This window comes from Plastoroseomonas hellenica (genome assembly GCF_018129085.1).
In the GTDB taxonomy this organism is placed as follows: Bacteria; Pseudomonadota; Alphaproteobacteria; order Acetobacterales; family Acetobacteraceae; genus Plastoroseomonas; species Plastoroseomonas hellenica.
Genome location: NZ_JAAGBB010000001.1, coordinates 121,883 through 146,517, shown reverse-complemented (window position 1 = coordinate 146,517; position 24,635 = coordinate 121,883). Strand labels below are relative to the sequence as shown.

General features: G+C 70.4%; 23 protein-coding genes. 11 read left to right on the top strand and 12 right to left on the bottom strand.

The features are described 5' to 3' along the window. Positions 1 to 61: 61 nt before the first annotated feature. The 3 genes from GXW71_RS00580 to GXW71_RS00570 form a co-directional block, all read right to left on the bottom strand. Positions 62 to 2,476, bottom strand: coding sequence for a TonB-dependent siderophore receptor (locus GXW71_RS00580; protein ID WP_211850327.1), 2,415 nt, complete (start codon positions 2,474 to 2,476; stop codon positions 62 to 64). A gap of 120 nt (positions 2,477 to 2,596) precedes the next feature. Next, entirely contained in the window at positions 2,597 to 3,610 is a 1,014-nt protein-coding gene (locus GXW71_RS00575) for a FecR family protein (RefSeq protein WP_211850326.1), read from the bottom strand. A gap of 97 nt (positions 3,611 to 3,707) precedes the next feature. After that, positions 3,708 to 4,223 (bottom strand): RNA polymerase sigma factor, encoded by a 516-nt coding sequence (locus GXW71_RS00570; RefSeq protein ID WP_246526165.1) that lies wholly within the window; start codon positions 4,221 to 4,223, stop codon positions 3,708 to 3,710. Positions 4,224 to 4,427: 204 nt separating this feature from the next. Between GXW71_RS00570 and GXW71_RS00565 the strand changes: the two genes are divergently transcribed. Next, positions 4,428 to 5,270 carry a serine hydrolase gene (locus tag GXW71_RS00565; protein ID WP_211850324.1) on the top strand — a complete coding sequence of 281 codons (843 nt, stop codon included), beginning with the start codon at positions 4,428 to 4,430 and terminating at the stop codon, positions 5,268 to 5,270. Between the two features lie 18 nt (positions 5,271 to 5,288). Here the strand turns inward: GXW71_RS00565 and GXW71_RS00560 are convergent, their stop codons facing one another. The 6 genes from GXW71_RS00560 to GXW71_RS00535 form a co-directional block, all read right to left on the bottom strand. Further along, the gene (locus tag GXW71_RS00560; protein WP_211850323.1) at positions 5,289 to 5,549 is read right to left on the bottom strand and encodes a hypothetical protein; all 261 of its coding nucleotides are present in this window, start codon (positions 5,547 to 5,549) and stop codon (positions 5,289 to 5,291) included. Positions 5,550 to 5,822: 273 nt separating this feature from the next. Further along, on the bottom strand, positions 5,823 to 6,791 hold the full coding sequence (gene corA, locus GXW71_RS00555; RefSeq protein ID WP_211850322.1) for a magnesium/cobalt transporter CorA: 969 nt from the start codon (positions 6,789 to 6,791) through the stop codon (positions 5,823 to 5,825). A gap of 87 nt (positions 6,792 to 6,878) precedes the next feature. Continuing rightward, positions 6,879 to 7,790 carry a DUF6282 family protein gene (locus GXW71_RS00550; protein WP_211850321.1) on the bottom strand — a complete coding sequence of 304 codons (912 nt, stop codon included), beginning with the start codon at positions 7,788 to 7,790 and terminating at the stop codon, positions 6,879 to 6,881. An 8-nt stretch (positions 7,791 to 7,798) separates the two neighbouring features. Beyond that, on the bottom strand, positions 7,799 to 8,701 hold the full coding sequence (locus GXW71_RS00545) for a cupin domain-containing protein (protein ID WP_211850320.1): 903 nt from the start codon (positions 8,699 to 8,701) through the stop codon (positions 7,799 to 7,801). A gap of 13 nt (positions 8,702 to 8,714) precedes the next feature. Beyond that, positions 8,715 to 9,497: an HpcH/HpaI aldolase family protein gene (locus GXW71_RS00540; protein ID WP_211850319.1), complete on the bottom strand. Its 783-nt coding sequence runs from the start codon at positions 9,495 to 9,497 to the stop codon at positions 8,715 to 8,717. Positions 9,498 to 9,599: 102 nt separating this feature from the next. Continuing rightward, the gene (locus GXW71_RS00535; protein WP_211850318.1) at positions 9,600 to 10,400 is read right to left on the bottom strand and encodes a helix-turn-helix domain-containing protein; all 801 of its coding nucleotides are present in this window, start codon (positions 10,398 to 10,400) and stop codon (positions 9,600 to 9,602) included. Positions 10,401 to 10,511: 111 nt separating this feature from the next. Between GXW71_RS00535 and GXW71_RS00530 the strand changes: the two genes are divergently transcribed. Further along, complete coding sequence (locus GXW71_RS00530) at positions 10,512 to 11,498, top strand: Bug family tripartite tricarboxylate transporter substrate binding protein (RefSeq protein ID WP_211850317.1); 987 nt, start codon at positions 10,512 to 10,514, stop codon at positions 11,496 to 11,498. A gap of 187 nt (positions 11,499 to 11,685) precedes the next feature. Here GXW71_RS00530 and GXW71_RS00525 read toward each other — a convergent pair whose 3' ends face one another. Both GXW71_RS00525 and GXW71_RS00520 read right to left on the bottom strand, forming a co-directional pair. Continuing rightward, the gene (locus GXW71_RS00525) at positions 11,686 to 13,011 is read right to left on the bottom strand and encodes an aminotransferase class III-fold pyridoxal phosphate-dependent enzyme (RefSeq protein ID WP_211850316.1); all 1,326 of its coding nucleotides are present in this window, start codon (positions 13,009 to 13,011) and stop codon (positions 11,686 to 11,688) included. 46 nt (positions 13,012 to 13,057) lie between these two features. Beyond that, the gene (locus tag GXW71_RS00520) at positions 13,058 to 13,951 is read right to left on the bottom strand and encodes a GntR family transcriptional regulator (protein ID WP_211850315.1); all 894 of its coding nucleotides are present in this window, start codon (positions 13,949 to 13,951) and stop codon (positions 13,058 to 13,060) included. Positions 13,952 to 14,034: 83 nt separating this feature from the next. On the opposite strand from GXW71_RS00520, the gene GXW71_RS00515 reads away from it, so the two are divergent. Genes GXW71_RS00515 through GXW71_RS00495 form a run of 5 tightly spaced genes read left to right on the top strand, consistent with a single transcriptional unit; the run spans position 14,035 to position 20,029 of the window. After that, positions 14,035 to 15,153, top strand: coding sequence for a C45 family autoproteolytic acyltransferase/hydolase (locus GXW71_RS00515; protein ID WP_211850314.1), 1,119 nt, complete (start codon positions 14,035 to 14,037; stop codon positions 15,151 to 15,153). Further along, positions 15,150 to 16,697: an ABC transporter substrate-binding protein gene (locus GXW71_RS00510; protein ID WP_211850313.1), complete on the top strand. Its 1,548-nt coding sequence runs from the start codon at positions 15,150 to 15,152 to the stop codon at positions 16,695 to 16,697. Before GXW71_RS00515 ends, GXW71_RS00510 begins: the two co-directional genes overlap by 4 nt. A gap of 1 nt (position 16,698) precedes the next feature. Next, complete coding sequence (locus GXW71_RS00505; protein ID WP_211850312.1) at positions 16,699 to 17,643, top strand: ABC transporter permease; 945 nt, start codon at positions 16,699 to 16,701, stop codon at positions 17,641 to 17,643. Next, complete coding sequence (locus tag GXW71_RS00500; RefSeq protein WP_211850311.1) at positions 17,640 to 18,443, top strand: ABC transporter permease; 804 nt, start codon at positions 17,640 to 17,642, stop codon at positions 18,441 to 18,443. Before GXW71_RS00505 ends, GXW71_RS00500 begins: the two co-directional genes overlap by 4 nt. After that, a complete protein-coding gene (locus tag GXW71_RS00495; RefSeq protein ID WP_211850310.1) occupies positions 18,440 to 20,029 on the top strand; it encodes a dipeptide ABC transporter ATP-binding protein in 1,590 nt (529 codons plus the stop codon). The genes GXW71_RS00500 and GXW71_RS00495 overlap by 4 nt, the downstream gene beginning before the upstream one ends. A gap of 16 nt (positions 20,030 to 20,045) precedes the next feature. Here the strand turns inward: GXW71_RS00495 and GXW71_RS00490 are convergent, their stop codons facing one another. Next, positions 20,046 to 21,041, bottom strand: a complete 996-nt coding sequence (locus GXW71_RS00490) for an aldo/keto reductase (RefSeq protein WP_211850309.1) — start codon at positions 21,039 to 21,041, stop codon at positions 20,046 to 20,048. A gap of 189 nt (positions 21,042 to 21,230) precedes the next feature. On the opposite strand from GXW71_RS00490, the gene GXW71_RS00485 reads away from it, so the two are divergent. The 4 genes from GXW71_RS00485 (at position 21,231) to modC (ending at position 24,603) form a co-directional block, all read left to right on the top strand. After that, positions 21,231 to 21,929: a GntR family transcriptional regulator gene (locus tag GXW71_RS00485; protein WP_211850308.1), complete on the top strand. Its 699-nt coding sequence runs from the start codon at positions 21,231 to 21,233 to the stop codon at positions 21,927 to 21,929. 81 nt (positions 21,930 to 22,010) lie between these two features. Next, positions 22,011 to 22,790, top strand: a complete 780-nt coding sequence (gene modA, locus GXW71_RS00480; protein ID WP_211850307.1) for a molybdate ABC transporter substrate-binding protein — start codon at positions 22,011 to 22,013, stop codon at positions 22,788 to 22,790. Beyond that, complete coding sequence (gene modB, locus GXW71_RS00475) at positions 22,787 to 23,488, top strand: molybdate ABC transporter permease subunit (protein ID WP_211850306.1); 702 nt, start codon at positions 22,787 to 22,789, stop codon at positions 23,486 to 23,488. The genes modA and modB overlap by 4 nt, the downstream gene beginning before the upstream one ends. After that, the gene (modC, locus tag GXW71_RS00470; RefSeq protein ID WP_211850305.1) at positions 23,488 to 24,603 is read left to right on the top strand and encodes a molybdenum ABC transporter ATP-binding protein; all 1,116 of its coding nucleotides are present in this window, start codon (positions 23,488 to 23,490) and stop codon (positions 24,601 to 24,603) included. Before modB ends, modC begins: the two co-directional genes overlap by 1 nt. Positions 24,604 to 24,635: the final 32 nt, after the last annotated feature.

The following is a 24,635-nucleotide window of genomic DNA, read 5'->3' as shown; positions in this document are numbered from 1 at the left end:
AACAAATCGGCGCGCTCCGATCGAGGGGCGGGGATCGCCCGCCGCCCGAAAGGGCCAGCGCCTACCAGCGATAGCTGAGCGTGGCGAGTACGGTGCGCGGCGCGCCGTAGCGGCAGCCGCCGGAATCGCCCGCGCAGGTGAAGTACTTCTCCCCGAACAGGTTATGGGCGTTGATCGTGATCGAGGTGCCGCGCAGGCTCGGTGCCAGATGATCGAGATCGTAGCGCACCATGGCGTCGGCCAGCACATAGCTCGGCGTGTCGCGGGAAAAGCCGGGGACGTTGGCCGCGCCCACGAAGCGCACGCCGCCGCCGATCTTCAGCCCCGGAAGGCCGATGCCGTCGAGCCGGACATCGCCCCAGAGCGCCGCGGTGTTGTAGGGCACCAGGGGCACGCGCTGGCCACGCTGCGCCGCGACGGTGGTCTCCGTCGTGCGCGCATCGGTATAGGAGTAGGAAGCGACGAAGCCGAAGGGGCCGATATCGCCCCGCGCCTCCAGCTCGAAGCCGCGTGAGCGCACCTCGCCAGCCTGGACCTGGTAGTTCGGATCGACGAGATCGGTAACCAGGGCGTCCTGCTGGGTGAGCTGATAGGCGGCGGCGGAAAACAGCAGGCTGGTTCCCGGCGGCTGGTAGCGCAGCCCCACCTCGTACTGCGTGCCGCGCGTCGGGCTGAAGGCGCCGCCGTTCCGGTCCGAGCCGATATTGGGCGCGAAGGACTGGCTGAAGCTGACATAGGGCGCGAAGCCGCTGTCGAAGAGATAGACGAGCCCGACGCGGCTGGTGAAGGCGCTGTCGTCCTGGCTGCTGCGCTGGCCGGTGCGGAAGATCTCCGTCTCGCGGCTCGACCAGTCGTAGCGGCCGCCGAGGGTCAGCACCAGGCGATCGAAGAGCCGGATCTGGTCCTGCGCATAGATCCCGACCTGATCGCCATTCACCCGGCTGCCGCGATCGGCCGCGCGGTTGACGATCGGCAGCCGGCCATAGACCGGGTTGTTGACGTTGATCGGATAGGCGGTGCCGGTGGTGTAGCGGTGCGAGTTGTAACGCGCGGTGAAATAGTCGACGCCGGCCAGCAAGGTGTGGGATGCCGGGCCGGTATCGAAGCGCAGCTCCAGCGAATTGTCGGCGACCAAGCCGGTGGAGCTCTCCTCCCGCTGGCTGAGGCCGCGCGAGAGGGTGCCGTTGGGTGCGAGCGACAGGAAGGTCAGGTAGTCCCAGCGACCGGTGGAGGTGAAATAGCGCGCGCTGCTGCGGAAGGCGACGCGATCGCTGAAGGCGTGTTCCAGCAGGTAGCCGGCGGTATAGGCGTCGACCTGGAAGCGGTCGAAGCCCGGCTCGCCGCTGAAGAAGTCACGCGGCACGGTGCCGCTGTTGAGTGCGGCGAAGGGCATCGGCGCGCTGAACTGCGTCTCGGTGCGCTGATAGCTCGCGAGCAGGGTGAGCGAGGTGTCCTGGGTCGGCCGCCAGGTGATGGCCGGCGCGATGTAGCGGCGGTTGTCCTCAGTGTGATCGATCCAGCTATCCGCATCGCGCCAGAGGCCGGTGAGGCGATAGGTCACCGTGCCGTCCTCGGTCAGCCGGTCGCCGAAATCGCCGGAAATGAAGCGGCGGTTGTAGCTGCCATAGCCGATGTTCAGCTCGTGCAGCGGCTCGTCGGTCGGCCGCTTGCTGACGGTGTTGACCAGCCCGCCCGGGGTGAGCTGGCCGTAGAGCACGGAGGCGGCGCCGCGCACCACCTCGACCCGTTCCAGGCCGTAGGGTTCCTGGACCGTGCCGTAGACATTGGGCCCGAGGCGCATGCCATCACGCAGGATGCCGCTATAGCCGTCGGCGACGTTGAAGCCGCGGATCATGAGATCATCCGCCATGCGGCTATAGGTCGATGCCTGCGCCGCCAGGCCCGGAGTATAGGCCAGTGCTTCCGTCACGCTGCTGCTGTCGGTCGCGCGGATCTGGTCGGCGGTGACGATCGAGACCGATTGCGGCGTTTCCAGCAGCGGCGTGTCGGTGCGGGTACCGGCGGCGCCGATCATGGCGGCGTAGCCCCTGACCGGGCTCCAGCTCCGGAGCCGTCCGGCGGTGACGTTGACCTCCGGCACCGCCAGGGCGCCGGACGGCGCGGGAGGACGGGTCAGCATCACGGTGCCGTCGCCCGTGACATGCCAAGTGACCCCGGTGCCGGCGAGCAGCCGGTGCAGCGCCTCCTCCGTGGTGAAGGTCCCGGAGACGGGCTGGGAGGACAGCCCCGCCACCACCCCGGCCTCGGCCGTGACCTGCAGCCCGGACTGGCGGCCATAGGCGTTCAGCGCGCTCGCCAGCGGTTGAGCCGGGATCTCGAAGGCACGCCCTGTCGGGCGGGTCGCGGCGGGCGCCGACCCTGGCCGCTGTGCGGCCGCAGGCAGGGACAGGGTGATGGCTGTGAGGGCCGTGCCGGCCAGCAGCCAGCCCGGCCGGCGGTGGAAGATACCCGTCATGTCGGAAGCGATGTCCTCGGGATGCCTGGGTGAAGCGAATGCGAGTCATTCGCGGTATGTCCCCAAGGACGCGGATCGCCCCGGCATTTTTCACGCCGAAGCGAGGCCATGATCAAAAAATCATGAATTCCCGGTCATAATGTACAGCAGTGGGGTCACTTCCCGCACCTGGCCGCCATGGGGCTGCACCAGGGCGCGGAGCGCGCGGCCGATATCGCGCAGGTCGTAGAGGCCGGTAACGCGCCGGGCGGCCAGCCTTTCATCCCGCAGCAGCACCCAGCCGGCATGGTAGCGGCGCAGCACCTCCACCACCTCGGCCACCGTCGTGTCCTGGACGAAGAGCACGCCATCCCGCCATCCCGCGACTTCGGCCGGCGGCAGCCATCCCCGTGTGGCCGCCCCGCCGCCGAGCGCCACGCGCATCCGCTCGCCGGCGGCGAGGTCGGCCTCCAGCGGCGGCGTCGCGCGATCGTAGACCAATCGTACGCGGCCGTGCTGCACCGCGACCTCCAACTGGTCGCCCGCCAGCCGCAGGTCGAAGGCGGTGCCGATCACCCGCACATCCAGCCCCTCGGCCGACGCGGTGAAGGGGCGATCGGGGGCAGGCGCCACCTCGAAGAAGGCCTCGCCCGCCAGCAAGACCACGCGGCGGGCCGCGGCGGTGTAGTGGGTCGCGATGGCGCTGCGCGGGGCCAGGTGGATGACAGTGCCATCCGCGAGCGTCACGCGGCGGCTCTCGCCGGTGCCGGTGGCCTCATCGGCGCGCAGCCGCAGCACCGCATCCGGCAGCACCGCAACCGCCAGGCAAGCCGCCGCGGTGCCGAAGGCCAGGCCCGCCAGCAAGCGGCGCCGCGGCGCTGCACGGCCATCCTGCCGTCGCGGTGCCGGGGCCGCCGGCAGGCCCCCACCAGCGGCGGTGCCGGCCGACCACTGCGCGACATGCGCCGGCGGCACCTCACCGACCAGCGCCCAGGCGCGCATGGCCCGGGCCCAGGCGCGGCCATGTGCGGCGTCACGCCCGGCCCAGCTCTCGCAGGCCGCTGCCAGGGCGGCGTCTCCCGGCGACGCCTGAAGCCGCACCAACCAGTCCATTGCCTCTTCCAGCAGAGGATCGGATGGATGCTCGATACTCATGCCGCCCCGCTTCCCACCCCATGCATCGCCGCGATGCCGGCACCATCCGGTCCGCGTCTCCCCATGACGCGGCAGGCCGGTTTCCTTTTCATGTCGCTCACGGCTGCCCCTCATCCTGATCGAGGGCGATGGCGACGCGCAGCAGGGCATCGCGCGCGAGGCGGTGGGCCGTCGGCACGGAGACGCCAAGCCGCGCCGCTATTTCCGCCAGGGTGTGGCCACCGAAGCGCTGCATCTCGAGCGCGATCCTGGCCTTCTCCGGCAGGCCGGCGAGGATACCGGCAACCCTTGCGACGGTCTGCCGGTGGATCGCGTCCTCCTCCGGCGTGCGCGGCGCGGCGGGACGCATCCAGAAGGCCGGTTCCTGTTCGCGGCGCCGCTCGCCGCCATGCCGGCGAAGCTGGTCCCAGGCCAGGTTGCGGACGACGCGGTAGAGATAGGCTGCGGGGTTGAGGATCGCCGCATCCCCTGACCGGCCGTCCGGGACGAAACGCAGGAAGGCCTCCTGAACCAGATCCTCGGCGTGCCCGCGGTCGCCCAGCAGAGCGGCCGCGTACTCGACCAGCGCCGGCCTGTGGGCGAAGTAGAGCTCCAGTTTGCTGTCATTCGGCAAGGGCGAGCGGTTCCAGAGGGGCAGCGCGCGTCCCGGCGTCTTCCTCCGGCGCATCCTGGCCCGGCGCGGGCGAGACAGCCCATAGCGTGGATGAGAATGACTATCAATTGGCTGAGGCAGCCTCGGCTGCGCGAGGGAGGCTCCGTCGACGCCGCGGTCGCGCCGAAGCATGATCGTCTCGGCTGGGCCCGTGGAGGAACGACGATGCAGACCCTGGTGAAGCGGATGAACGCGATCTGCGATGCGCAGCCGTTCCGGACAAGCTGGTTCCTGAAGGATCTGACCACCGGCCAGGACGCGGATCGCGACGGCGCGGTTCCCGTGCCGTCGGCCAGCACGCGCAAGACCTCGATCCTGATGGCGGCGCTGAAGGCCGTGCATGAAGGCCGGATCGAGCTGATGGCGCCGGTCACCATCGAGGCGCGGCATCAGAAGGATGTCGCGTCCGGCACCTATCGCTACATGACGCCGGGCTGCGTCATCCCGTTCCGCGACGCACTGGTGAACATGATCATCACCAGCGACAATGTCTGCACCCAGATCGTGCTGGAACGCCTGGGCGAAGGCACCATGGATGCCTATTGCCGGTCCATCGGCATGGTGGCGACGCGGCATCGCGGCCTGATCCCGCCGCTCGGCCTTGCCTGGGATCACCCGATCGAGGCCACGACCGCGACCACGCCGGCCGACCAGGTGCTGCTGCTCGACCTGATCCTGCGCGGCACCACGGACGCCGCGGCGGCGGCGGCGCTCGGCTGCAGCACCGCGCTCTGCGCTCTCGGGCTCGATATCCTGAGCTGGCAATTGCTGCGGAACCTGATCCCGTCGCAACTGCCCTACGGAACCAAGGTCGCGCACAAGACCGGCCGTGGCCGTCGCGGCCGGATGGATGCCGGCATCGTCTTCCGCGACGGGCGGCCGCTGTTCATCCTGGCAGCGACGACCGATTCCGTACCGGACACGCTGCCGGATGGGACGCCCGGTTATGTCACATCCTTCGCGACCATCGGCGGCATCGCGCGGGCCTGCTGGGAAGAGATCGGGTAGTTTCGGTCCGGCACGCACCTATCGCTGGGGAGCGGCTTCCAACTGGCGCAGGCACCCGCGGACGATCGGGGCGCAGACACCGTCCCGCCCATCCACATCGTCGCTGTCGCCGGTATAGGCGAGCCCGGCCACGCGGCCCTGCGCGACGCGGAACAGCGCGTGACAATAGGAGCCACTGCCCGCCAGACGGAATCCGCCTGCCATCGGTATGCTGACGTTCAGACCGCCGACATTCTCATTCTGCTGCTCATAGGAGAACAGCTCGGATCCGTCGCCCAAGCGAAGGGTCCGCGTCGGGATGCCGGCGCAGGATCGCAGATCATCGGCATCCATGCCGATGAGGCGCTGTCTTGCTTCGGCGGCGACTTCCGCCCCGCGCGGCGCGCAGGCAGTCAGCAGGAGAAGGAATGGAAGCAACAGGATTGAAGGCATGCAGGCTCAGCCGTCGACTCTGTGGCGCCAGGAGAGGCCACGGGATCTTCGGTGGCGCGCGGGCATCGCGCAACCCGCACCAGTGCAACTGCCCGTGTCCGGATCACCGGAGTCCCCGTGCTACAGCCAGCGCGCCCGCTTGAAGCGCAGGTAGAGCGTGGCGCAGAGCCCGACGATCACCGCGATGACGACGTAATAGCCATATTCGGTCTTCAGCTCCGGCATGTTCTCGAAATTCATGCCGTAGATCCCGGCGATCGCCGTCGGGACCGCCAGGATCGCCGCCCAGGCGGCGAGCTGACGGGTGATGGTGCCCTGGCGCCGCTGCTCCAGCAGCAGGCTGGCCTCGAAGACCGAGGTCAGGACCTCGCGCAGCCCGTCCACCAGGGCCTGCACCCGCCGGACATGGTCGAGGACGTCGCTGAAATAGGGGCGGGCCTCGGGATCGATGCAGGGCATGTCGAGACGGACCAGCTTGCTGCAGACCTCCCCCATCGGGCCGACGATGCGCTGGAACCGGGTGAGCTGCCGGCGGAGCTGGAAGATCCGTGTCACCTGGTCCCGGTCGAGGAAGGCGTCGAGCGCCTGCTGCTCCATCGCCAGCACCTCCTCCTCGATCGCCTCCATCATCGGCAGGTAGCCGTCGACGATGAAATCGAGCACCGCGTGGAGGACGTAATCCACCCCATGCGCAAGCAGCTTGGGCGCCGCCTCGAGCTGCTTGCGGAGCGCGCTGTGCGTGCGTGCCGATTCATGGCGCACGGTGATGACGTGGTTGGGGCCGACAAAGATCGCCGTCTCGCCATAGGCGACCTGACCATCGTGAAGATGCGCCGTGCGGGCGACCACGAAGAGCTGATCGCCATAGACGTCGACCTTGGGGAGCTGATGCGCCTTCAGCGCATCCTCGACCGCCAGCGGGTGCAGATCATACTGCTCCTGCAGGGTACGAAGCTCGTCCTCGGTCGGCTCCATCAAGCCAATCCAGACGAATTTCGACTTGTCGGCGCCGCAGGGGCTCGGCTCGTCGATGGCGACGGCCCGGGTCCGGTGGCCGTTCTCGTACAGAAAGGCGGCGACGACGCTCATGCGATATCCCTCGGGTAGTCCTGTCCTTCGAGGGCCGCTCTAGCACATGGCGTCAGGCGGAGCGCCTGGTATCCTTCCACGCTGGGATCAGACCCCCAGCAGCTCCGCGGCGTTGTCGCCGACCAGGCGGCGGATGGCCGCCTTCGGCATCTGCAGGTCGAGCAGGGTGCCGACGACGCCTCGGAACCCATCCACCGGCCGCGGCGAGCCTTGCAGGCCGAGATCGGAGGAGAGGATGGTGTGCTCCACCCCCGCCACCTCAATGAGATGCGCGAGCTTGTCCGGCTCGTATTTCTTCGCGCGGCCATCCACGAACATACAGATCGAATGCTCGATATAGGCGCCGAGCTCGACCAGGGCGCGGATGTCGCCGTCGTCACAGCCGACGATATAGGTCGGGTGGTTGACCAGCAGCTTGCGGACGCCGCGGCGGCGCGCCTCGGCGAAGAGCACCAGCATCTCGCTGACATGCAGATGGCCGCCGGCCAGGATGATGTCCGCCTCCGCCACCAGGTCCAGCACCTGGAGCGTCGCGTCGGTCAGCCTGCCATCACCGTCCGTGCAGCGCAGCGGGATCGGGTCCAGCATCTTCTGCGCGGTCTTCGGGAAGGTCTTCGCCTGGCCCGAGGCCTGCTCGATGTGGTTGGCGGCGGAGAGGGTCGGCATCCAGACGATCCTGGCGCCGAGCTTCGCCGCATGGTCCACCGCATGCGGGTTGATGCCGCCGCTCGCGTTGTTCAGCGCGATGCCCGAGAAGAGCTTCACGCCCAGCTCCGGAAAGAGCTTTTCCAATATCACGGCGTGCGCGGTGCCCAGATAGAAATGGTCCTTGTAGAGCAGCGCACGGAACCGCGCCGCCGCGGCGTCCAGCAGCGCCTCGTGATGATCGAGGATGCGCGGCATCGCGGCCGGGCCGCTATGGCAATGCAGGTCGACAGCGCCGACGAGAAGCTCGGCGACCTCTTCGGCGCGCTGGGGCGCAGGGATGGCGTCGGTCATGGTGGATCTCACTCTTGCGGCATCGGATAATCGGCGGCGTTCAGCACCCAACCTGGCTTGGACGCGAAATCCATCCGTGGCGGACAGAAGATGTCGACAAGCTGGTTGAGACCCGGCCCGATGGCTCGCGTCGTGTGGATCGCCGGTGGCGGGATGACGGCGAGAGAGGGTGCTGGGCAGCGCGCATGCTCATCCTCCCGCCATTCGTTCATGTTGGTGGTCCAGGGCCAGCGGAGGTCGTGGATGAAGTCGCCCTCCAGCGCCAGTGACCCTTGCTCGAAGTCATCATGGTGATGCGGGGAAAGCTTGGTCACGTCACGCGGCCCATGACGCGGATCGAGGTAGTTCACCATGAAGGTCGTGCCGCGGAAGATGCGGCCGAAGCGCCCGGGCTCCACCGCGACATCCAGGCTATGGGCGCGCAGCCGGCAGCCACCCTCCGGCGTCGGCCAGGGCACGAAGGCTGGGATGTTTGGATGCGGTGCCGCGTAGGAGGCGGCATTGATGCAGCGCGTAGCCAGGTCCTCGGCGCTCGCTGTGAACAGCCGCACGATCCGCCCACCCTGCGGCAGCACGATCCGGCTCGGTCCCGGCGGGACGAAGACGATGGCGCTGCCCGTGCTCGTCACGCGCTCGGCACCGGCCTCGATGGTGGCTGATGTCCCGGCATCCGGCAGCAGCACCACGGATTCGTGCCATTCCGCCTCCCGCGCCAGCACGGCGCCGGGTGTGGCCTCGGTATAGGCGAGGACGAAGTTCTGGCCGCGCGCCAGCCAGGTGCGGCCGGCCGCGTCTGCGATCTGCGGCGGGCCCTCATGGAAGCGTGCATACTCTGCCCCGGCGAAGTGGGTGGCCGAGGGCTTACCGGGCTTGGCGGCAAGCGCGGCGCGCGGGTCGGAGGCGTCGTACATCCCGGATGTCTCCTCAGGCCGTGGTGAAATCGCGTAGCGCATCTGCAGCGGCGCGGCGCAGGAAGCCCTGGTCGGACGCGACGATGAAGGCGCTGGCGCCCAGCGCTGCGAAGGGTGCGGCCTCGGTCGCCGCATTCACCATCACGCAGACCGGCTTGCCGGCACGCCGCGCGGCCGCGCAGATATGCTCGACCGCCTGTTGCACCGGCGCCGCGGTGTTGGAGGCGGCGCCGAGTGCCACGGTGAGGTCGCCGCGGCCGATGAACAGCGCGTCGATCGACTCCACGGCGCAGATCGCGTCGATCTGGTCCAGCGCCGCCGCGTCCTCGATCATGGCGATCACGGTGGTTTCGGCATCGGCCCTGTCGATATAGGCCCAGAGGCCACCGGCGCCGTAGGAGGCGGCGCGGTGACTGCCGGAATAGCCGCGCCTGCCGCCGCGGTAGCGCGCCGCCGCGCCGATGTCGCGCGCGGTGGTGGCTGAAGCGACATGCGGGACCAGCACGCCGGTCGCCCCGCAATCCAGCACAGAGAGGATGGCGGCAGCACTCGGCTCCGCCACCCGCACCAGACCGGCGGTGCCGCTGGCGCGCGCGGCGAGCAGCATCATGTCAATGGCGGCGCGGTCGAGGGGCGCGTGCTCGGCATCGATCACCACGAAATCGAAGCCGAGCGCGCCGAGAATCTCGGTCGCGTGGGTGGTCGGCGTCTTGATGAAGCTGCCGACCAGCCGCTCCCGCGCCGCGAGGCGCTGGCGGAAGCGGGCTGGATCGTGGCGTGACGTCTCGGCCGGCATGCGGCGCCTTCCTCCTGCTGTTGCGGCAGGCTAGGCGCGGCGATGGCGCCGCCCGAACGCGAAGGCGTTGTGTTTCGCGATGCGGAACGCCCGGAGGGGGAGCTATTCGGCGGCCGGGCGCAGCGCCAGCAAGGATTGCTCGGTACCCTGCGCCGCCGCCCGCAGCGCCGGCAGCAGCCGATCCATCAGCACCGCATGCGGCACGGCGGAGCGGTAGAAGCCGATCCCGATCGTTGCCAGCACGCGCCCTTCCGCCCGGATCGGCAGAGCCAGCGTGTTGGAGTTGCGCGGCTCCACGCCCGGATCGCGCTCCGCATAGCCCAGGCGATGCACGGTACGCAGCACGCCGCGCACCACGGCGGCGAGATTGGGCGGGTTGTCCTCGCCTTCGGGAAGCTTGGCCAGCATGCGCAGCAGGATCTCCCGCTCCGCGGCCGGGCACCAGGCGAGATAGGCGCGGCCGAGACCGCGCGCCACCAGACTGAGCCGCATGCCGACCGGTGCGTGGAACGGTGAGACGTTGCTGTCGGGCACCGTGCTGAACCGCACCACCATCGTGCAGCCCTCCAGCACCGCGACGGAAACCGGCCAGCGCAGACGCCGCGTCAGATCCAGCGCGAAGGGGCGCGCCGCCTCCACCACCAGCGGGCTGCCGTGGAAGCCGGCGCTGAGCTTCGCGACCTCCGAGGTCACCTGATATCCGCCGAGCCGATCACCGCTGCAGGCATATCCCGCGAAGACCAGCGTCTCCAACAGCCGCACCAAAGTGGGCTTCGGCAGGCCGGTGGCGCGGTGCAGCTCGGCGATGCTGGTGGTGCCGTGTCGGTTCAGCTCCTCCAGCACGTCGAGGGCGCGCAGCACGGATTGGACGGGCGGGTAGGACGGCATGCGGGAATGTTGCATGTGGCACCTGCGTTTCACAAAGCGAAATACCAAGACGCCGCGCAGCCCCCGACCCGCCGGCTCGGCGTAGCCTCGCGCAGGTCCGCGATCGGCGGCGCCGGGAGGAACCGAATGTCCATCGTCACGCGGCGCCACGCCGGGCGCGCGATCCTTGGCGGCCTCACCGCCGCATCGCTGGTCCGCGACGCGCATGCGCAGGCTTGGCCAAGCCGGCCGATCACGCTGATCGTCCCCTTCCCGCCCGGCGGATCGAGCGATGTGGTCGCCCGCGCGCTGGGGCGCTCCCTCGGAGAGGCGCTAGGCCAGCCGGTGGTCGTCGACAACCGCTCCGGCGCCACCGGCAATATCGGCGCGCAGGCGGTGGCCCGCGCCCGGCCGGATGGGCATACCCTGATGCTGGCGACCAGCGGCCCCGGCGCGACCAACCGGTTGCTGTTCCGCAACCTCCCCTTCGACCCGCTGCGCGACTTCACCCCGATCGCGCTGATCGCCGAGGTGCCGCTGGTCATCATCGCCGGTCCGCGGCTCGAGGCGCGAACCCTGCCGGACCTGGTGGCGCTGGCGCGGGCAAGGCCCGGCGTAGTGGACTACGGCACGCCGGGTGCCGGTGCGATGGGGCATCTGGCCGCAGCGCGTCTGGAATTCCTCACGCGCATCCGGATGAACCATGTGCCCTATCGCGGCAGCGCGCCGCTGAACACCGATCTGCTGGGCGGCACGCTCGCCCTCGGCTTCGATTTCGTCGCGAGCTACGTCGACCAGATCCGCAGCGGCACCTTGCGGGCGCTCGCCGTCACTTCGGCAGAGCGGTTGTCAGCCCTGCCGGATGTGCCGACGGCAGTGGAGCAGGGCATCGCGGACTATGTCGCGACCTCCTGGTTCGCGCTGCTGGGCCCGTCCGGCATGCCGGACGGGGTGACGGAGCGGCTGAATGCCGCGACCAACGCCTTTGTGGCCAATGCGGAGGCGCGCACGCTGCTGACCGGGCTGGGGGCGACGCCACGCGGCGGCACGCCGGAAGCGATGGGCGCACGGATCGCCGCAGAGCTGGCAACCTGGGAGCCGATCATCCGCGAGGCCTCGATCAGCCTCGAGTAGAGCAGCCCTGGGCGGAATCACCATTCAGCGCCGGGAGGCGCCTGGCGAGGGATTTTTTGTGCTGGCCAGGCGCGCGGCGCCGCCGATACGGATGTATCGGCAAGCCGTGCAACGCCGCCAGCGCGGAAAAGACCCGCCAGGCGACCCCGAAGGCTGGGTGGCGATCCGCCCTAGTCCAGCCGGAGCGCTACGCCTCCGCCCGCAGGGCGGTGAGGATCGCCTCCGCGATGCGGTCGATCTCCGCCGGCGTGATGATCAATGGCGGCGACAGCACGATCGTGTCGCCCGCCCCGCGCACCAGCACGCCATCGGCGAAGCAACGATCAGCGACCGCGGTGCCGCGCGCCCCTGGCGCACCGGCGCGGGGCGTGAGCTCGATCGCGGCGAGCAGGCCGATGGTGCGGATATCGGCGACATCAGGCGCATCGCGCAGCGCATGCAGCGCCGCTTCCCAATGCGGCGCGACGGCGGCGGCCTGCGCGAAGATCCCCTCGTTCTGATAAGCGTCGAGCGCCGCGAGGCCGGCGGCGCAGGCGAGCGGATGGCCGGAATAGGTATAGCCGTGGAAGAGCTGCACCACGTCCGGCGGTCCCGCCATGAAAGCCTCGTAGATCTTGCCGGAGGCGATGGTGGCGCCCATCGGCACGCTGCCGTTGGTCAGCCCCTTGGCGCAGGTCAGGATGTCCGGCGTGACGCCGAAGGCCTGCGCCGCGAAGCAGGTGCCCATGCGGCCGAAGCCGGTGATCACCTCATCGAAGATCAGCAGGATGCCGTGCCTGTCGCAGATGGCGCGCAGCCGCTCGAGATAGCCCTTCGGCGGTGCGTAGACGCCACCCGAGCCGGTGATCGGCTCGACGATCACGGCGGCGACCGTCGCCGGGTCCTGCACCGCGAGCAGCGCCTCCAGCGCATCGGCATATTCGGCGCCGATCGCGGGCTGGCCGCGGGAGAAGCCCATGCGCCCGGGGTCATGCGGCAGCGGCAGGTGGTAGACCTCCGGCAGCAGCGGCCCGAAATCCCGCTTGTGGCGCGCGATGCCGCCGACCGAGAGGCCGCCGAACCCAACCCCGTGATAGGATTTGGCGCGGCCGATCAGCTTGGTGCGCCGGCCATCGCCGCGCGCCTGGTGATAGGCGCGCGCGATCTTCAGCGCGCTGTCCACCGCCTCCGACCCGGAATTCGAGAAGAAGACGTGGTCGAGCCCGTCCGGCGCCGCGGCGGCCAGGCGTTCGGCGAAGGTGAAGGCCGCCGGATGGCTCATCCGGAAGGAGGAAACGAAGTCGAGTTGTCCGGCCGCCGTGCGGATCGCCTCCACGATGCGCGGGTGCGCATGGCCGGCATTGACGCACCAGAGGCCGGCCATGCCGTCCAGCACGCGCCGGCCGCCGGCCTCGATGTAATGCATGCCCTCCGCGCCCACGAACAGCATCGGTTGTTCGCGGAAGCCGCGGGCGGCGGTGAAGGGCATCCAGAATGCCTCGGTCAGCGCATTGGGACGCGGGTCGATGGTCATGCGGGCCTCTTCGGGCAGGTGATCGTGAGGGGTGCATCGGGCGGCGTCATGCCGCACCGCGGAGCCGCGCCAGCTCGTCGCCGAGCGCCGCCGCGTCGCGCAGATGCCGCGCCAGCGCGTCCGAGGCGGCAAGCGCATCGCCCGCCTCCAGCGCATCGAGGATCGCGAGATGCTCGCGCGCGTTCTGGTGCACGCGGGCCTCGCCGAGATGCCAGTCATAGTTCATCAGCCGCCGCAGCCGGTTGTGCTGCTCGGTCGCCTGCAGGAAGAAGCGGTTGCCGGAGGCGGCGACGATGCCGTGATGGAAGGCGGCGTTCAGCTCGAAGAACTCGATGGCACGGGCATTGTGCCAGGGCTCCTCCAGGAAGATGCGGTGGCCGGCGCGCATCTCGGCCGCGAAGCCGTCCGGCAGGGCATAGCCCGGCTCCAGCAGCGCCGCGGGTTCGACGACGATGCGGAAGCGATAGGCGCTGGCGCGCTCTTCCGGCGTGGCGAGGCCGGGCGTGAAGCGCCAGCCATGGCCGCGATTGCGGGTGACGATGCCAAGTTCCTCCAGCCGCCGCAGCGCCCGGGAGAGATCGCCGCGCGCGGCGTCGGTGTGGCGCTGCAGATCGGCTTCGGAGACGGATTCCGCGATCCTGCCGGCGACGCGGTCGCGGGCGATGCGCACCATCAGCGCAGCGACCGGATCCTCACCGGGTGCCGTTGGAACCGGTGCCTGCAGGTCGCGCAGCACCAGGGCGCGGCCACGCGCCTCCACCGTGCCGGCCGCCGCCAGCACGGCCAGCGCGCCGCGGATCGGCGTCCGCGAAACCCCGAGGCGCTCGGCCAGCGCGTCCTGACGGAGCGGGGTGCCGGGGGCGGCGCCGTCCTGCGCCAGCAGATCCAGCACCGCACGGGCGAGGTCGTGGTGCAGGGCAGTGGCGTGTTCGGGTTTCAAGGCCGGTCCGATTTCACTTGCGCGCCGTCATCCTGTCGCCATACCGTATTTTACGCAATCAAAATCCAAACGGAGCCCTCCCTTTGGCCACACCCGCGCCCCTCATCGAGGTCTCCGGCCCGTCGCGCGAACGCGGCCGGCAATACGGGGAGCAGGCCGCCGAGCGGATCCGGCGCGGCATCGAGCACTATGCCGAGCAGCTTGGCCGCGACGGGCTGAACTGGGCGGGGATTGCCGGCCTCGCTGCGCGCTTCGAGCCGGAGATCGCCCGCTTCGATGCCGGCTTCCCTGAGGAGATGCGCGGCATCGCCGAAGGCGCCGGCGTCGATTTCGCGGCGATCATGCTGCTGAACGCACGCACCGAGATCCTGAAGCTCGCCAAGCAGCGGAAGGACACCGACCCCGATGGCTGCACCGGCCTCGTCGCGATGCCGGGCGCGACTGCGGATGGCCGGCTGATCCATGCGCAGAACTGGGACTGGAAACAGGAATGCGCCGAGACCGCGGTGGTGCTGAAGATCCATCGCGAGGACGGACCGGACATCCTGACCTTCACCGAAGCCGGCGGCCTGGCCCGCTCCGGCTTCAACGCGGCCGGCATCGCGATCACCGCGAACTACCTGGAAAGCGACCGCGACTATCGCCAGACCGGCGTGCCGCTGGCGCTGATCCGGCGCAAGGTGCTGGAGACGCCGATCCTCGCGCTCGCGATGCACGCCGTCTACACCACGCCCAAATCCGCTTCGAACAACATGATCGTCAGCCAGGCGGACGGCGTCGCGATCGATTTCGAATGCGCGCCGGATGAGAGCTTCCAGGTGCATCCGGATCAGGGGCTGCTGGTGCATGCCAATCACTGGGTGAGCCCGGTGGCGCTGTCCAAGCTGCGCGACACCGGCATCCTCGCGACCCCGGACAGCCTCTATCGCGACATCCGGGTGCGCGACCTGCTGGCCCCGCAGCGCGGCCGCATCACCGTGGATGCGGTGAAGGCAGCGCTGTTCGACGATTTCCAGACGCCCTGGTCGGTCTGCCGTCCGCCGCGGCGCGGATTGACGAACAACCTCTCCGCCACAGTCGCACAGATCATCATGGTGCCCGCCACCGGCGTGATGGAGGTGGCGATGCTGCCGGCGCTCGACCGGAGCTTCACCACCTACACCCTGGCGATGGACCAGGTTTCCGGGAGGGCTGCGGCATGATCCTCCGTCGCGCGGCACTCGCGCTTTGCGGACTGCTTCTCGCGCTGCCGGCGGCAGCGCAGGAAGCCACCCTGCGTGCCCGGATGAACGCCGATATCCGGTCGACCGATCCCGGCACCAACCGTGACGCCAATACCGACACGGTGGTGCTGCACATGGTGGAAGGGCTGGTCGCCTTCCGCGAGGACACCTCGATCGGCCCGCTGCTCGCCGAGCGCGTCGACACCTCGGAAGACGGGCTGACCTATACCTTTACGCTGCGCGAGGGCGTGCGTTTCCACAATGGCGCCGTGCTGACCTCGGCCGATGTGAAGTTCGCCTGGGACCGCTACCTGCGGCGCGAGACCAATTGGCGCTGCCTGCCGGAATTCGACGGCCGCGGCGCGACCCGGGTCGCCGCGATCGAGACGCCCGATCCGCGTACCGTGGTGTTCCGCATCGAACGCCCATCCGCGCTGTTCCTGACCAATATGGCGCGCCCGGATTGCGGCGGGTCCGGCATCTACCATCGGGATTCCCTGAATGCCGACGGCAGTTGGCGCGCCCCGATCGGCACCGGCCCCTTCCGGATGGGCGAATGGCGCCGCAACCAGTTCATCGAGCTGACCCGCTTCCCTGGCTACGCCGCCCTGCCGGGGCAGCCCGACGGCCACACCGGCAACAAGACCGCGCTGGTCGACCGGGTGCGCTGGATCATCATCCCGGATTCCGCCGCTGCCAAGGCGGCGCTGCTCTCGGGCGCCATCGACATCGACCACGATATCGCGTCCCAGGATGTCCAGGAGATGCGGGCCCGCAGCGACATCCGGCTGGCGCCGGTCCAGAGCATGGGCATGGCGGGGTTGCTGTTCCAGACCAACGACCCGCTGCTCCGCGACGTGCGGATCCGCCGCGCGATCGCGCTCTCCCTCGATGCGCCGGAACTGGTGCGCGCGGTGTCAGACGGGCTCGTCACCTACAATCCCTCCGTCATCCCGAGCGCCAGCCCCTTCCACGGCGCGGTGCAGCGCGAGGGCTACACGCGCGACATCCCTGAGGCGCAGCGTCTGCTGCGGCAGGCCGGCTATCGCGGCCAGACGATCCGCATGCTCGCCACCCGCCGCTACAACGCGATCCTGGACATGGCCGTGCTGATCCAGGCCCAGGCGGCGGAGGCCGGCATCACCCTGGAATTCGAGGTGATCGACTGGGCGACCCAGCTCGATCGCTACACGCGCGGCGACTACGCGATGATGCCTTTCCTCTATTCGGCGCGCCTCGACCCGTCGCTCTCCTACGAGATGGTGTCCGGCCCCAAGGCCAGCCAGCCGCGGAAGGTCTGGGACAATCCGGAGGTGGAGGCGCTGCTGCGCGAGAGTATGGTCACCCGCGACACCGGGCGGCGCCAGGCGATCTTCGACCAGTTGCATCGCCGCATGCTGGCCGATGTGCCGATGGTCGTCCTCTACAACGACGCCGCGGTCGGCGCCTATCGCACCAATGTCCAGGGCTACCGCGCCTGGTCCACCGGGCAGCCACGCTACTGGGGCGTGCGGATCAACTGAGATGATCGGCTATGCCGCGCGCCGCCTCGTCGCGGCGATCCCGACTCTGCTGCTGGTGGCGGCCTCCGTCTTCCTGCTGATGCGGTTGATCCCGGGCGATCCGGCGCAGCTCATGCTCGGCGACGCCGCGACGCCTGAGGAGGTGGAGGCGCTGCGGCGCTCCATGGGATTGGGCGAGGCATTACCGCTGCAGTTCGCCCATTGGGCGGGCGCGGCGTTGACGGGCGACCTCGGCCGCTCCATCACCAATGGCCTGCCGGTGCTGCCGCTGATCCTGGAGCGCTTCGGCGTCACCGCCCTGATCGTGCTGGTCGCCGTCGGCCTCGCCGTCCTCATCGCGGTCCCGCTCGGCATGCTCGCCGCCTGGAAGCAGAACCGCCCCGCCGATCTCGCGGTGGTCGGCTTCGCGACCTTGATGCTCTCCATCCCCTCCTTCTGGCTCGGGCTGATCCTGCTGCTGGTCTTCGGCGTCTGGCTGCGTTGGCTGCCGGTGGTGGGCTTCGTGCCCTTCTCCGAGGATATCGGGGCCGCCCTCGCCTATGTGGTACTGCCGATCACGACACTGGTGCTGATCGAGATTGGCGCGCTGACCCGCATGGCGCGCGCTGCCACCATCGACGTGCTGCGGCTCGACTACATCAGCCATGCCCGCGCCAAGGGGCTGTCGGAATTCACCGTGCTGCGGCGCCATGCGCTGCCCAATGCCTTCGCGCCGACGCTGACCTTGATCGGGCTGGTGCTCGGCAACCTGCTCGGCGGCATCGCGGTGATCGAGACGGTCTTCACCCTGCCCGGGCTCGGGCGGTTGCTGGTGGAGGCGATCTTTCAGCGCGACTACCCGGTGGTGCAGGGCGTGATGCTGTTCGTCGCCGCGATCTATGTCGCCGTGAACCTGTTCGTCGATCTCGCCTATCCCGTCTTCGATCCCCGGGTGACCGCCGAATGACGCTCCGCCTCAACCTCGTGCTCGGTGGCCTGCTGCTGGCTGCCGTGGCCGGCACGGCCGCAACCGCCAGCGTCTGGACGCCCTTCAACCCGGTCGCGGTCAATCTGCGGCGGCGCCTGGCGGCACCGACCGATCCCTATTGGCTCGGCACCGACGAATTCGGGCGCGACGTGCTATCGCGCCTGATGGTCGGCGCCTCGACCGGCCTGACGGTCGCCTTGGTCACCGTGCTGGTCGCCATGGCGCTCGGCATCACGATCGGCCTGCTCGCTGGCTTCTTCCGTGGCTGGACGGACCGCGCGCTGATGGCGCTGAACGACGCGCTGCTTGCCTTCCCGGGCATTCTCTTCGCGCTTGGCCTGCTGACGGTGATCGGGCCGTCCAAATGGGGGATCGTGCTGGCGCTCGGCCTCGCCTATGCGCCGGCGGTGGCGCGCGTGGTGCGCGGCAGCGTGCTGTCGCTGCGCGAGCGCGAATTCGTGGAAGCCTCCCGCGCACTCGGCAATTCGGAGGCCTATACGCTCTGGCGGCATGTGGCGCCGAACTGCGTGTCGCCACTCACGGTCCTCGCCACCTCGATGTTCGGCTGGGTGATCCTGTCGGAGAGCGCACTCTCCTTCCTCGGCCTCGGCGTGCCGCCGCCGGCGCCGACCTGGGGCAATATGCTCGCCGCCGCGCGTCCCTATCTGGAGACCGCGACCTGGCTCTCCATCGCACCGGGGGTGATGATCGCGCTCAGCCTGCTCGGCACCAACCTGCTCGGCGACGCGCTGCGCGACATCCTGGACCCGCGGACATGATCGCCCCACTGCTGGCCGTCTCCGACCTCCGCGTCGGGGCGAAGCCCGACATCCGCGCGGTGGACGGCGTCTCCTTCAGCATGGCGCCGGGCGAGATCCTGGCGCTGGTCGGCGAATCCGGCTCCGGCAAGACGGCGACGGCGCGGGCGGTGATCGGGCTGCTGCCGCCCGGCCTCGCCGTCACCGGCGGCCGCATCGCCTTCGCCGGCGCGCCGCTGACGCCCGCCACCCTGCGCCCGCTGCGCGGCCCCGGCATCGGCATGGTGTTCCAGGAGCCGATGACCTCCCTGAATCCGGCACTGCCGATCGGGGTGCAGATGGCGGAAGGGCTTGCCCTGCACACCAGGTTGCGCGGCGCCGAGATCGCCGCCGCCTGCCGCGCCATGCTGGACCGCGTCGGCATCGCCGACCCCACCGCCTGCCTGCGTGCCTTCCCGCACGAGTTCTCGGGCGGCATGCGCCAGCGCATCATGCTGGCTTCGGTCATGCTGCTGCGCCCGCGCCTGCTGATCGCCGACGAGCCCACCACCGCGCTGGACACCCTGACCCAGGCGGAGGTCCTTGACCTGATGGTCGGGCTGACGCGGGAGCAGGGCAGCGCGGTGCTGCTGATCACCCACAATCTCGGCCTGGTCGCGCGCTACGCCGACCGCGCGCTGGTGATGCGGCGCGGTCGGGTGATCGAGGAAGGCGCCGCCCGCGCGCTGCTCGCCGCACCGCGGGAGCCCTATACTCGTGCGCTGGTCGATGCGCTGCCGCGGCGCGGGCCGCCGGCGATACCGCGGCCGCCATCGGAGCCGCTGCTGCGCGCCGAGGCGCTGGCGGTCGATTTCGCCGGGCGCCGCCGCTTCTTCGCACGCGGCCGTGCGGTGCAGGCAGTGCGCGGTGTCGACCTTGCGGTGCATGCGGGGGAATCGGTGGCGCTGGTCGGCGGCTCCGGCTCCGGCAAGACCACGCTGGGGCGGGCCATGCTGCGCCTGGTGCCCGCCAGCGGCGGGCGCGTCCTGTTCCGTGGCCAGGACATCACCGCAGTACGCGGCGCGGCGCTGCTGCCCTTCCGCCTGGCCTGCCAGATCGTGTTCCAGGATCCCTATTCCTCGCTCGATCCGCGCATGCGCATCGCTGAGATCGTCGACGAGCCGCTGCGCCTGGTGCCGGGGCTCGGCGCCGCGGAGCGGGCGCGCCGCACCGATGCCATGCTGGATGCGGTGGGCCTCGCGGAGTTCGGGCGCCGGCACCCGCATGAACTCTCCGGCGGGCAGCGGCAGCGCGTCGCGATCGCCCGCGCCCTGGTGCGGGAGCCGGCCTTCGTCATGGCCGACGAGCCGGTCTCCGCGCTCGACATGACGATCCAGAAGCAGATCCTGACCTTGCTGCGCGACCTGCAGCGGGCGCGGGGCTTCGCCTGCCTCTTCATCTCCCACGACCTCGCGGCGGTCGGCGAGATCGCCGACCGCGTGGTGGTGATGCAGGAAGGCCGCATCGTCGAGGAAGGCTCCCGCGACGCGGTGTTCGACGCGCCACGCCACGCCTATACCCGCGCCCTGCTCGATGCCGCGCCACGGCTGGAGGCACTGGTCGCCTGAAGACCGGCCCGGGCCGTCAGACGTAGACGGCAGCCATGCCCGCGGCCGGATAGCGGGTGCCGGAGGCGGCACCAGGCGGGATCGCGGCCGAAAGCGCGGCGATCTCCTCGGCACTGAGGGTCACCCGCAGCGCGCCCAGATTCTCCTCCAGCCGCGGCAGGTAGCGGGTACCGGGGATGGTGACGACGTCCTCGCCCTGGGCCAGCAGCCAGGCCAGCGTGATCTGCGCCGGCGTGCAGCCCTTCCGCTTGGCCATGGCCTCGACTGGCTCCACCAGGCGGCGATTGGCGGCGAAGTTCTCGGCCTGGAAGCGCGGATGCGCCGCCCGCCTTCCATCGACCTCCTCCAGCGAGCGGATCGCCCCGGTCAGGAAGCCCCGCCCGAGCGGCGCATAGGCGACGAAGCTGATGCCGAGTTCCCGGGTGGTCAGGCGGGTCTCCTCCGCCTCCTGCCGGTACAGCAGGGAATACTCGGTCTGCACGGCGGCGATCGGGTGCACGGCATGGGCGCGCCGGATGGTGTCGGGGCGCGCTTCGGACAGGCCGAGGAAGCGGATCTTGCCCTGCTCCACCAGCCGCGCCATGGCGCCGACCGTCTCCTCGATCGATACCGAAGGGTCCACCCGGTGCTGGTAATAGAGGTCGATCACCTCGACGCCGAGCCGGGCCAGGCTCGCCTCGCAGGCCGCAGCCACGTATTCGGGCCGGCCGTCGACACCGTTCGGGCCGGTTTCCCGGCGGGTCTGGCCGAACTTGGTCGCCAGCACGATCTCCGACCGCCGTGCGCGGAGCGCGCGGCCGAGGACGGTCTCGTTGTGGCCCCAGCCATACATGTCCGAGGAATCGAAGTGGTTCACGCCGCGATCGATGGCGTCCTGGATCAGCACTTCCGACGCCGCGTCGTCGGCCGCGCCGTAGACGCCGGAGAGCGACATGCAGCCAAGGCCGACCGGCACGACCGCGAGGGTGCTGCCGCCCAGCCGACGCCGCGCAAGACCGGTTCCTGCCGCCATCCCGGATCCTCCTGTCATGTCCTTGTCGCAGGCGGGACCCTGCGGCCGCGCATCCGATGGCCTGCCTGACTACCCGTCCGGCGCCAGATGGGCTCTCCCCGCGGTCCGGCAAGGCCTGACGGGAGTCCCGGGCAGCCGGCGCGTGCTATCTCTTGGCGGCATCGCGATCCCTGCGTATGTCTTCTCTTCATGACCTTCGACCCTGCCGCCCACACCGTCGACGATCGCCGCAGCCGCGCCACGACCAGCGCCGCGGAATTCGCCTTCCAGCATGTCTGGCGCGCCATCAGCCATGGCGCCATCGCGCCGGGCAGCACCGTGACCGAGGAAGGGCTGGCCGCCGGCATCTTCGTCAGCCGCACCCCGCTGCGCGACGCGATCCGGCGCCTTGAGACGCTGGGGCTGCTGATCCGCGAACCCTCCCGCGGGCTCCGGGTCGCGCAGCTCACGATGCGCGACATGCTGGACCTCTCGGCCACGCGGGAAGCGCTGGAAGCGCTCTTCGCGGCTTCCGCGGCGCGGCGCGTCGCCGCCGGCGAGGTCGACCTCACGCGATTGCGATCGATCCATGAAAGGCTGCGGGCGGTCCATGCGATCGGCGACGCCGACCTCGCGCTGGCCGTCGGCATCGATTTCCACGAGGAGCTGCGCAGCTTGGCCGACAACCGGCCGGCGCGGCTACTGCACGAGCAGGTGCTGCTCGCCTTCGAGCGCTATCGCTACCTGGCCCGCCAGGCGCCGGCCCGGCCCGAAGGCGTGCTCCATGAGCACACCGCGATCCTGGAGGCGCTGGCGGCCGGCGACGCCGAGGGCGCCGAGACGCGCATGCGCCGCCATATCGCCGCCGGCCGCGCCCTCTATGCGGAGGTCCTGAGCGGCCTCCTGTAAGGCAGCCGGGGCCAGGCGATGGACCACGGGCATTCGATCCGCTATCTCCCATGACATATGACGAGGCCGGGAGACAGCACGATGCGCCGCCGCTTCTTCACAACCATCGCCGGAGCCGCCCTCCTGGCGCTTGGGGCCGCCATCCCCGCCCGTGCCCAGGACACCCTGACCGTCTTCGCCGCCGCCAGCCTGACGGACGCCATGCGCGATTTCGCGCAAGCCTGGCAGGCCCGCGGCAACCCGGCGCCGCGCCTGTCCTTCGCCGCCTCCTCCGCCCTCGCCCGGCAGATCGAACAGGGCGCGCCGGCCGACCTGTTCATGAGCGCCGACGAGCCCTGGATGGACTATGTCCAGCAACGCGACCTCGTCGTGAACGCCACCCGCGTCAGTCCCATCGGCAATGCCCTGGTGCTGGTGGCGCCCGCCGACCAGGCGCGGCCGGTGGCGCTCGCGCGCGATACCGACCTGGCGGCGCTGCTCGGGCCGCAGGATCGCATCGCGACCGGCGATCCCGCGCACGTGCCGGTCGGGCGCTATGCCCAGGCGGCGCTGACCTGGATGGGGCAGTGGGATGCGGTCTCCCCGCGCCTCGCCCGCGCCGACAATGTGCGCTCGGCGCTGCTGCTGGTCGAGCGGGGCGAGGCGCCCTACGGCATCGTCTATTCGACTGATGCCGCTGCCTCCCGCGGCGTGCGTGTGGTTGGCACCTTCCCGGCCGAGAGCCATCCCCCGATCACCTATCCCTTCGCCCTGATGCGCCGGGCGCAGGGCAATGCCCAGGCCCGTGCCTTCCTGGCCTTCCTGACCGGCCCCGACAGCGCCGGGACCTGGCGCCGCTTCGGCTTCGCCCTCGCGCGGTGAACCCCGGCTGGCTGAGCGCGGAGGAATGGCAGGCCGTCCGCCTCAGTCTTGAGGTGGCGTCGCGCTCGGTGCTGGTGTCGCTGCTGCCGGCGGTGCTGGTGGCCTGGCTGCTGGTGCGCGGGCGCTTTCCCGGGCGGGTGCTGCTGGATGCGGTGGTGCACCTGCCGCTGGTGGTGCCGCCGGTCGTGGTCGGTTGGGGCCTGCTGATGCTGTTCGGCATCCGCGGCCCGATCGGCGCGCCCCTGAACGAGTGGTTCGGCGTGCGCCTGGTCTTCACCTCCGAAGCGGCGGCGCTGGCGACCGCGGTGATGTCCTTCCCGCTGATCGTGCGCGCCGTGCGCCTCGGCCTCGAGAGCGTGGACCCGGGGCTGGAGGCGGCGGCGCGGACGCTCGGCGCCGGGCCCTTCGACCGCTTCCTGACAGTGACCCTGCCGCTGATGTCGCCCGGCATCCTGGCCGGCACGGTCACTGCCTTCGCGGCCGGACTCGGCGAGTTCGGCGCGGTCATCACCTTCGCCTCCAACATCCCGGGCGAGACCCAGACCCTGCCGCTCGCGATCTACAGCGCCACCCAGACACCGGGCGGCGAAGCCGCGGCGGGGCGGCTCGCGCTGATCTCCTTCGCGCTCGCGATCGGTGGGCTGCTGCTGGCGGAATTCGTCGCACGGCGCATGCATCGCCTGCTCGGCCGCGCCTGATGCTGGAGGTCGCGCTGCGGCATCGCTTCGCGGCGGACGGGTTCTCGCTCGACGCCGGCTTCACGGCGGATGGCGCCGGCGTCACCGCGCTGTTCGGCCCATCCGGCTGCGGCAAGAGCACGATCCTCGCCGCCGTCGCGGGCCTGCTGCGGCCGCAGGCCGGGCGCGTGGTCCTGGACGGCCAGGCGCTGCTCGACACCGCGACCGGCATCTTCCTGCCGCCGGAGCGCCGGCGCTTCGGCGTGGTCTTCCAGGAAGCGCGACTGTTCCCGCATCTCAGCGTCGAGACCAATCTCCGCTACGGCGAGCGCCGCGCCCCACGCGGTGCGACCGGGCCTGGCTTCGAGGAGGTCGTGGCACTGCTCGGCATCGGCCACCTGCTGGCACGCCGCCCGGCCGGCCTCTCCGGCGGGGAACGGCAGCGCGTCGCGCTCGGCCGCGCCCTGCTGGCGCGCCCGCGCCTGCTGCTGATGGATGAGCCGCTGGCGGCGCTCGACACCACCCGGCGCGCGGAGGTGCTGCCCTTCCTGGCGCGGCTGCGCGATGCGGCGCGGCTGCCGATCCTCTATGTCACCCATGCGCTGGACGAGGTGGATGCCCTGGCCGACCGCCTGGTGCTGCTGGAGGCCGGGCGCGTGCTGGCGGAAGGCGGCGTCGAGGCGCTGACCGCCCGCACCGACCTGCCGCTGGCGGCACGGCGCGATGCCGGCGTGCTGGTCGGCTGCACGGTGCTGGCGCATGACGCGGCGCGCGGCCTGACCCGGCTCGGCTTCGGCGGCGGCGAGCTGCTGGTGCCGCTGCGGCCGGAACCGCCAGGCAGCCGGCTGCGCCTCAGGCTACGGGCCCGCGATGTCGCGGTCGCGACCGAGGCGCCGCGCAGCCTGTCCATGCAGAACGTCTTGCCCGCGACGCTGGAAGCGATCGCCCCCACCGGCACGCCGCATGAGCTGTTCCTGCGCCTCGCCGTGGGGCCGACCCCTCTCCTGGCGCGCGTGACCCGCGACAGCGCCGAACGGCTGGGGCTGTTGCCGGGGCAGATGCTCTGGGCCCTGGTCAAATCCGTAGCCTTCGGGCTGCCGGCACCGGCGTCATCCCGGGACGGGCCGCCATCCTGAAGTTCTCCGCCAGGCATCCTGCCCGGCGCCGT

Excerpts from the sequence above, each read along its gene's own strand:
- GXW71_RS00575 (WP_211850326.1), bottom strand. The coding sequence starts at position 3,610 with ATGAGTATCGAGCATCCATCCGATCCTCTGCTGGAAGAGGCAATGGAC.
- GXW71_RS00580 (WP_211850327.1), bottom strand. The coding sequence starts at position 2,476 with ATGACGGGTATCTTCCACCGCCGGCCGGGCTGGCTGCTGGCCGGCACG.
- GXW71_RS00485 (WP_211850308.1), top strand. The coding sequence starts at position 21,231 with ATGACCTTCGACCCTGCCGCCCACACCGTCGACGATCGCCGCAGCCGC.
- GXW71_RS00565 (WP_211850324.1), top strand. The coding sequence starts at position 4,428 with ATGCAGACCCTGGTGAAGCGGATGAACGCGATCTGCGATGCGCAGCCG.
- GXW71_RS00550 (WP_211850321.1), bottom strand. The coding sequence starts at position 7,790 with ATGACCGACGCCATCCCTGCGCCCCAGCGCGCCGAAGAGGTCGCCGAG.
- GXW71_RS00500 (WP_211850311.1), top strand. The coding sequence starts at position 17,640 with ATGACGCTCCGCCTCAACCTCGTGCTCGGTGGCCTGCTGCTGGCTGCC.
- GXW71_RS00490 (WP_211850309.1), bottom strand. The coding sequence starts at position 21,041 with ATGGCGGCAGGAACCGGTCTTGCGCGGCGTCGGCTGGGCGGCAGCACC.
- corA (WP_211850322.1), bottom strand. The coding sequence starts at position 6,791 with ATGAGCGTCGTCGCCGCCTTTCTGTACGAGAACGGCCACCGGACCCGG.
- GXW71_RS00525 (WP_211850316.1), bottom strand. The coding sequence starts at position 13,011 with ATGACCATCGACCCGCGTCCCAATGCGCTGACCGAGGCATTCTGGATG.
- GXW71_RS00535 (WP_211850318.1), bottom strand. The coding sequence starts at position 10,400 with ATGCAACATTCCCGCATGCCGTCCTACCCGCCCGTCCAATCCGTGCTG.
- GXW71_RS00530 (WP_211850317.1), top strand. The coding sequence starts at position 10,512 with ATGTCCATCGTCACGCGGCGCCACGCCGGGCGCGCGATCCTTGGCGGC.
- GXW71_RS00545 (WP_211850320.1), bottom strand. The coding sequence starts at position 8,701 with ATGTACGACGCCTCCGACCCGCGCGCCGCGCTTGCCGCCAAGCCCGGT.
- modC (WP_211850305.1), top strand. The coding sequence starts at position 23,488 with ATGCTGGAGGTCGCGCTGCGGCATCGCTTCGCGGCGGACGGGTTCTCG.
- GXW71_RS00505 (WP_211850312.1), top strand. The coding sequence starts at position 16,699 with ATGATCGGCTATGCCGCGCGCCGCCTCGTCGCGGCGATCCCGACTCTG.
- GXW71_RS00540 (WP_211850319.1), bottom strand. The coding sequence starts at position 9,497 with ATGCCGGCCGAGACGTCACGCCACGATCCAGCCCGCTTCCGCCAGCGC.
- modA (WP_211850307.1), top strand. The coding sequence starts at position 22,011 with ATGCGCCGCCGCTTCTTCACAACCATCGCCGGAGCCGCCCTCCTGGCG.
- GXW71_RS00495 (WP_211850310.1), top strand. The coding sequence starts at position 18,440 with ATGATCGCCCCACTGCTGGCCGTCTCCGACCTCCGCGTCGGGGCGAAG.
- GXW71_RS00510 (WP_211850313.1), top strand. The coding sequence starts at position 15,150 with ATGATCCTCCGTCGCGCGGCACTCGCGCTTTGCGGACTGCTTCTCGCG.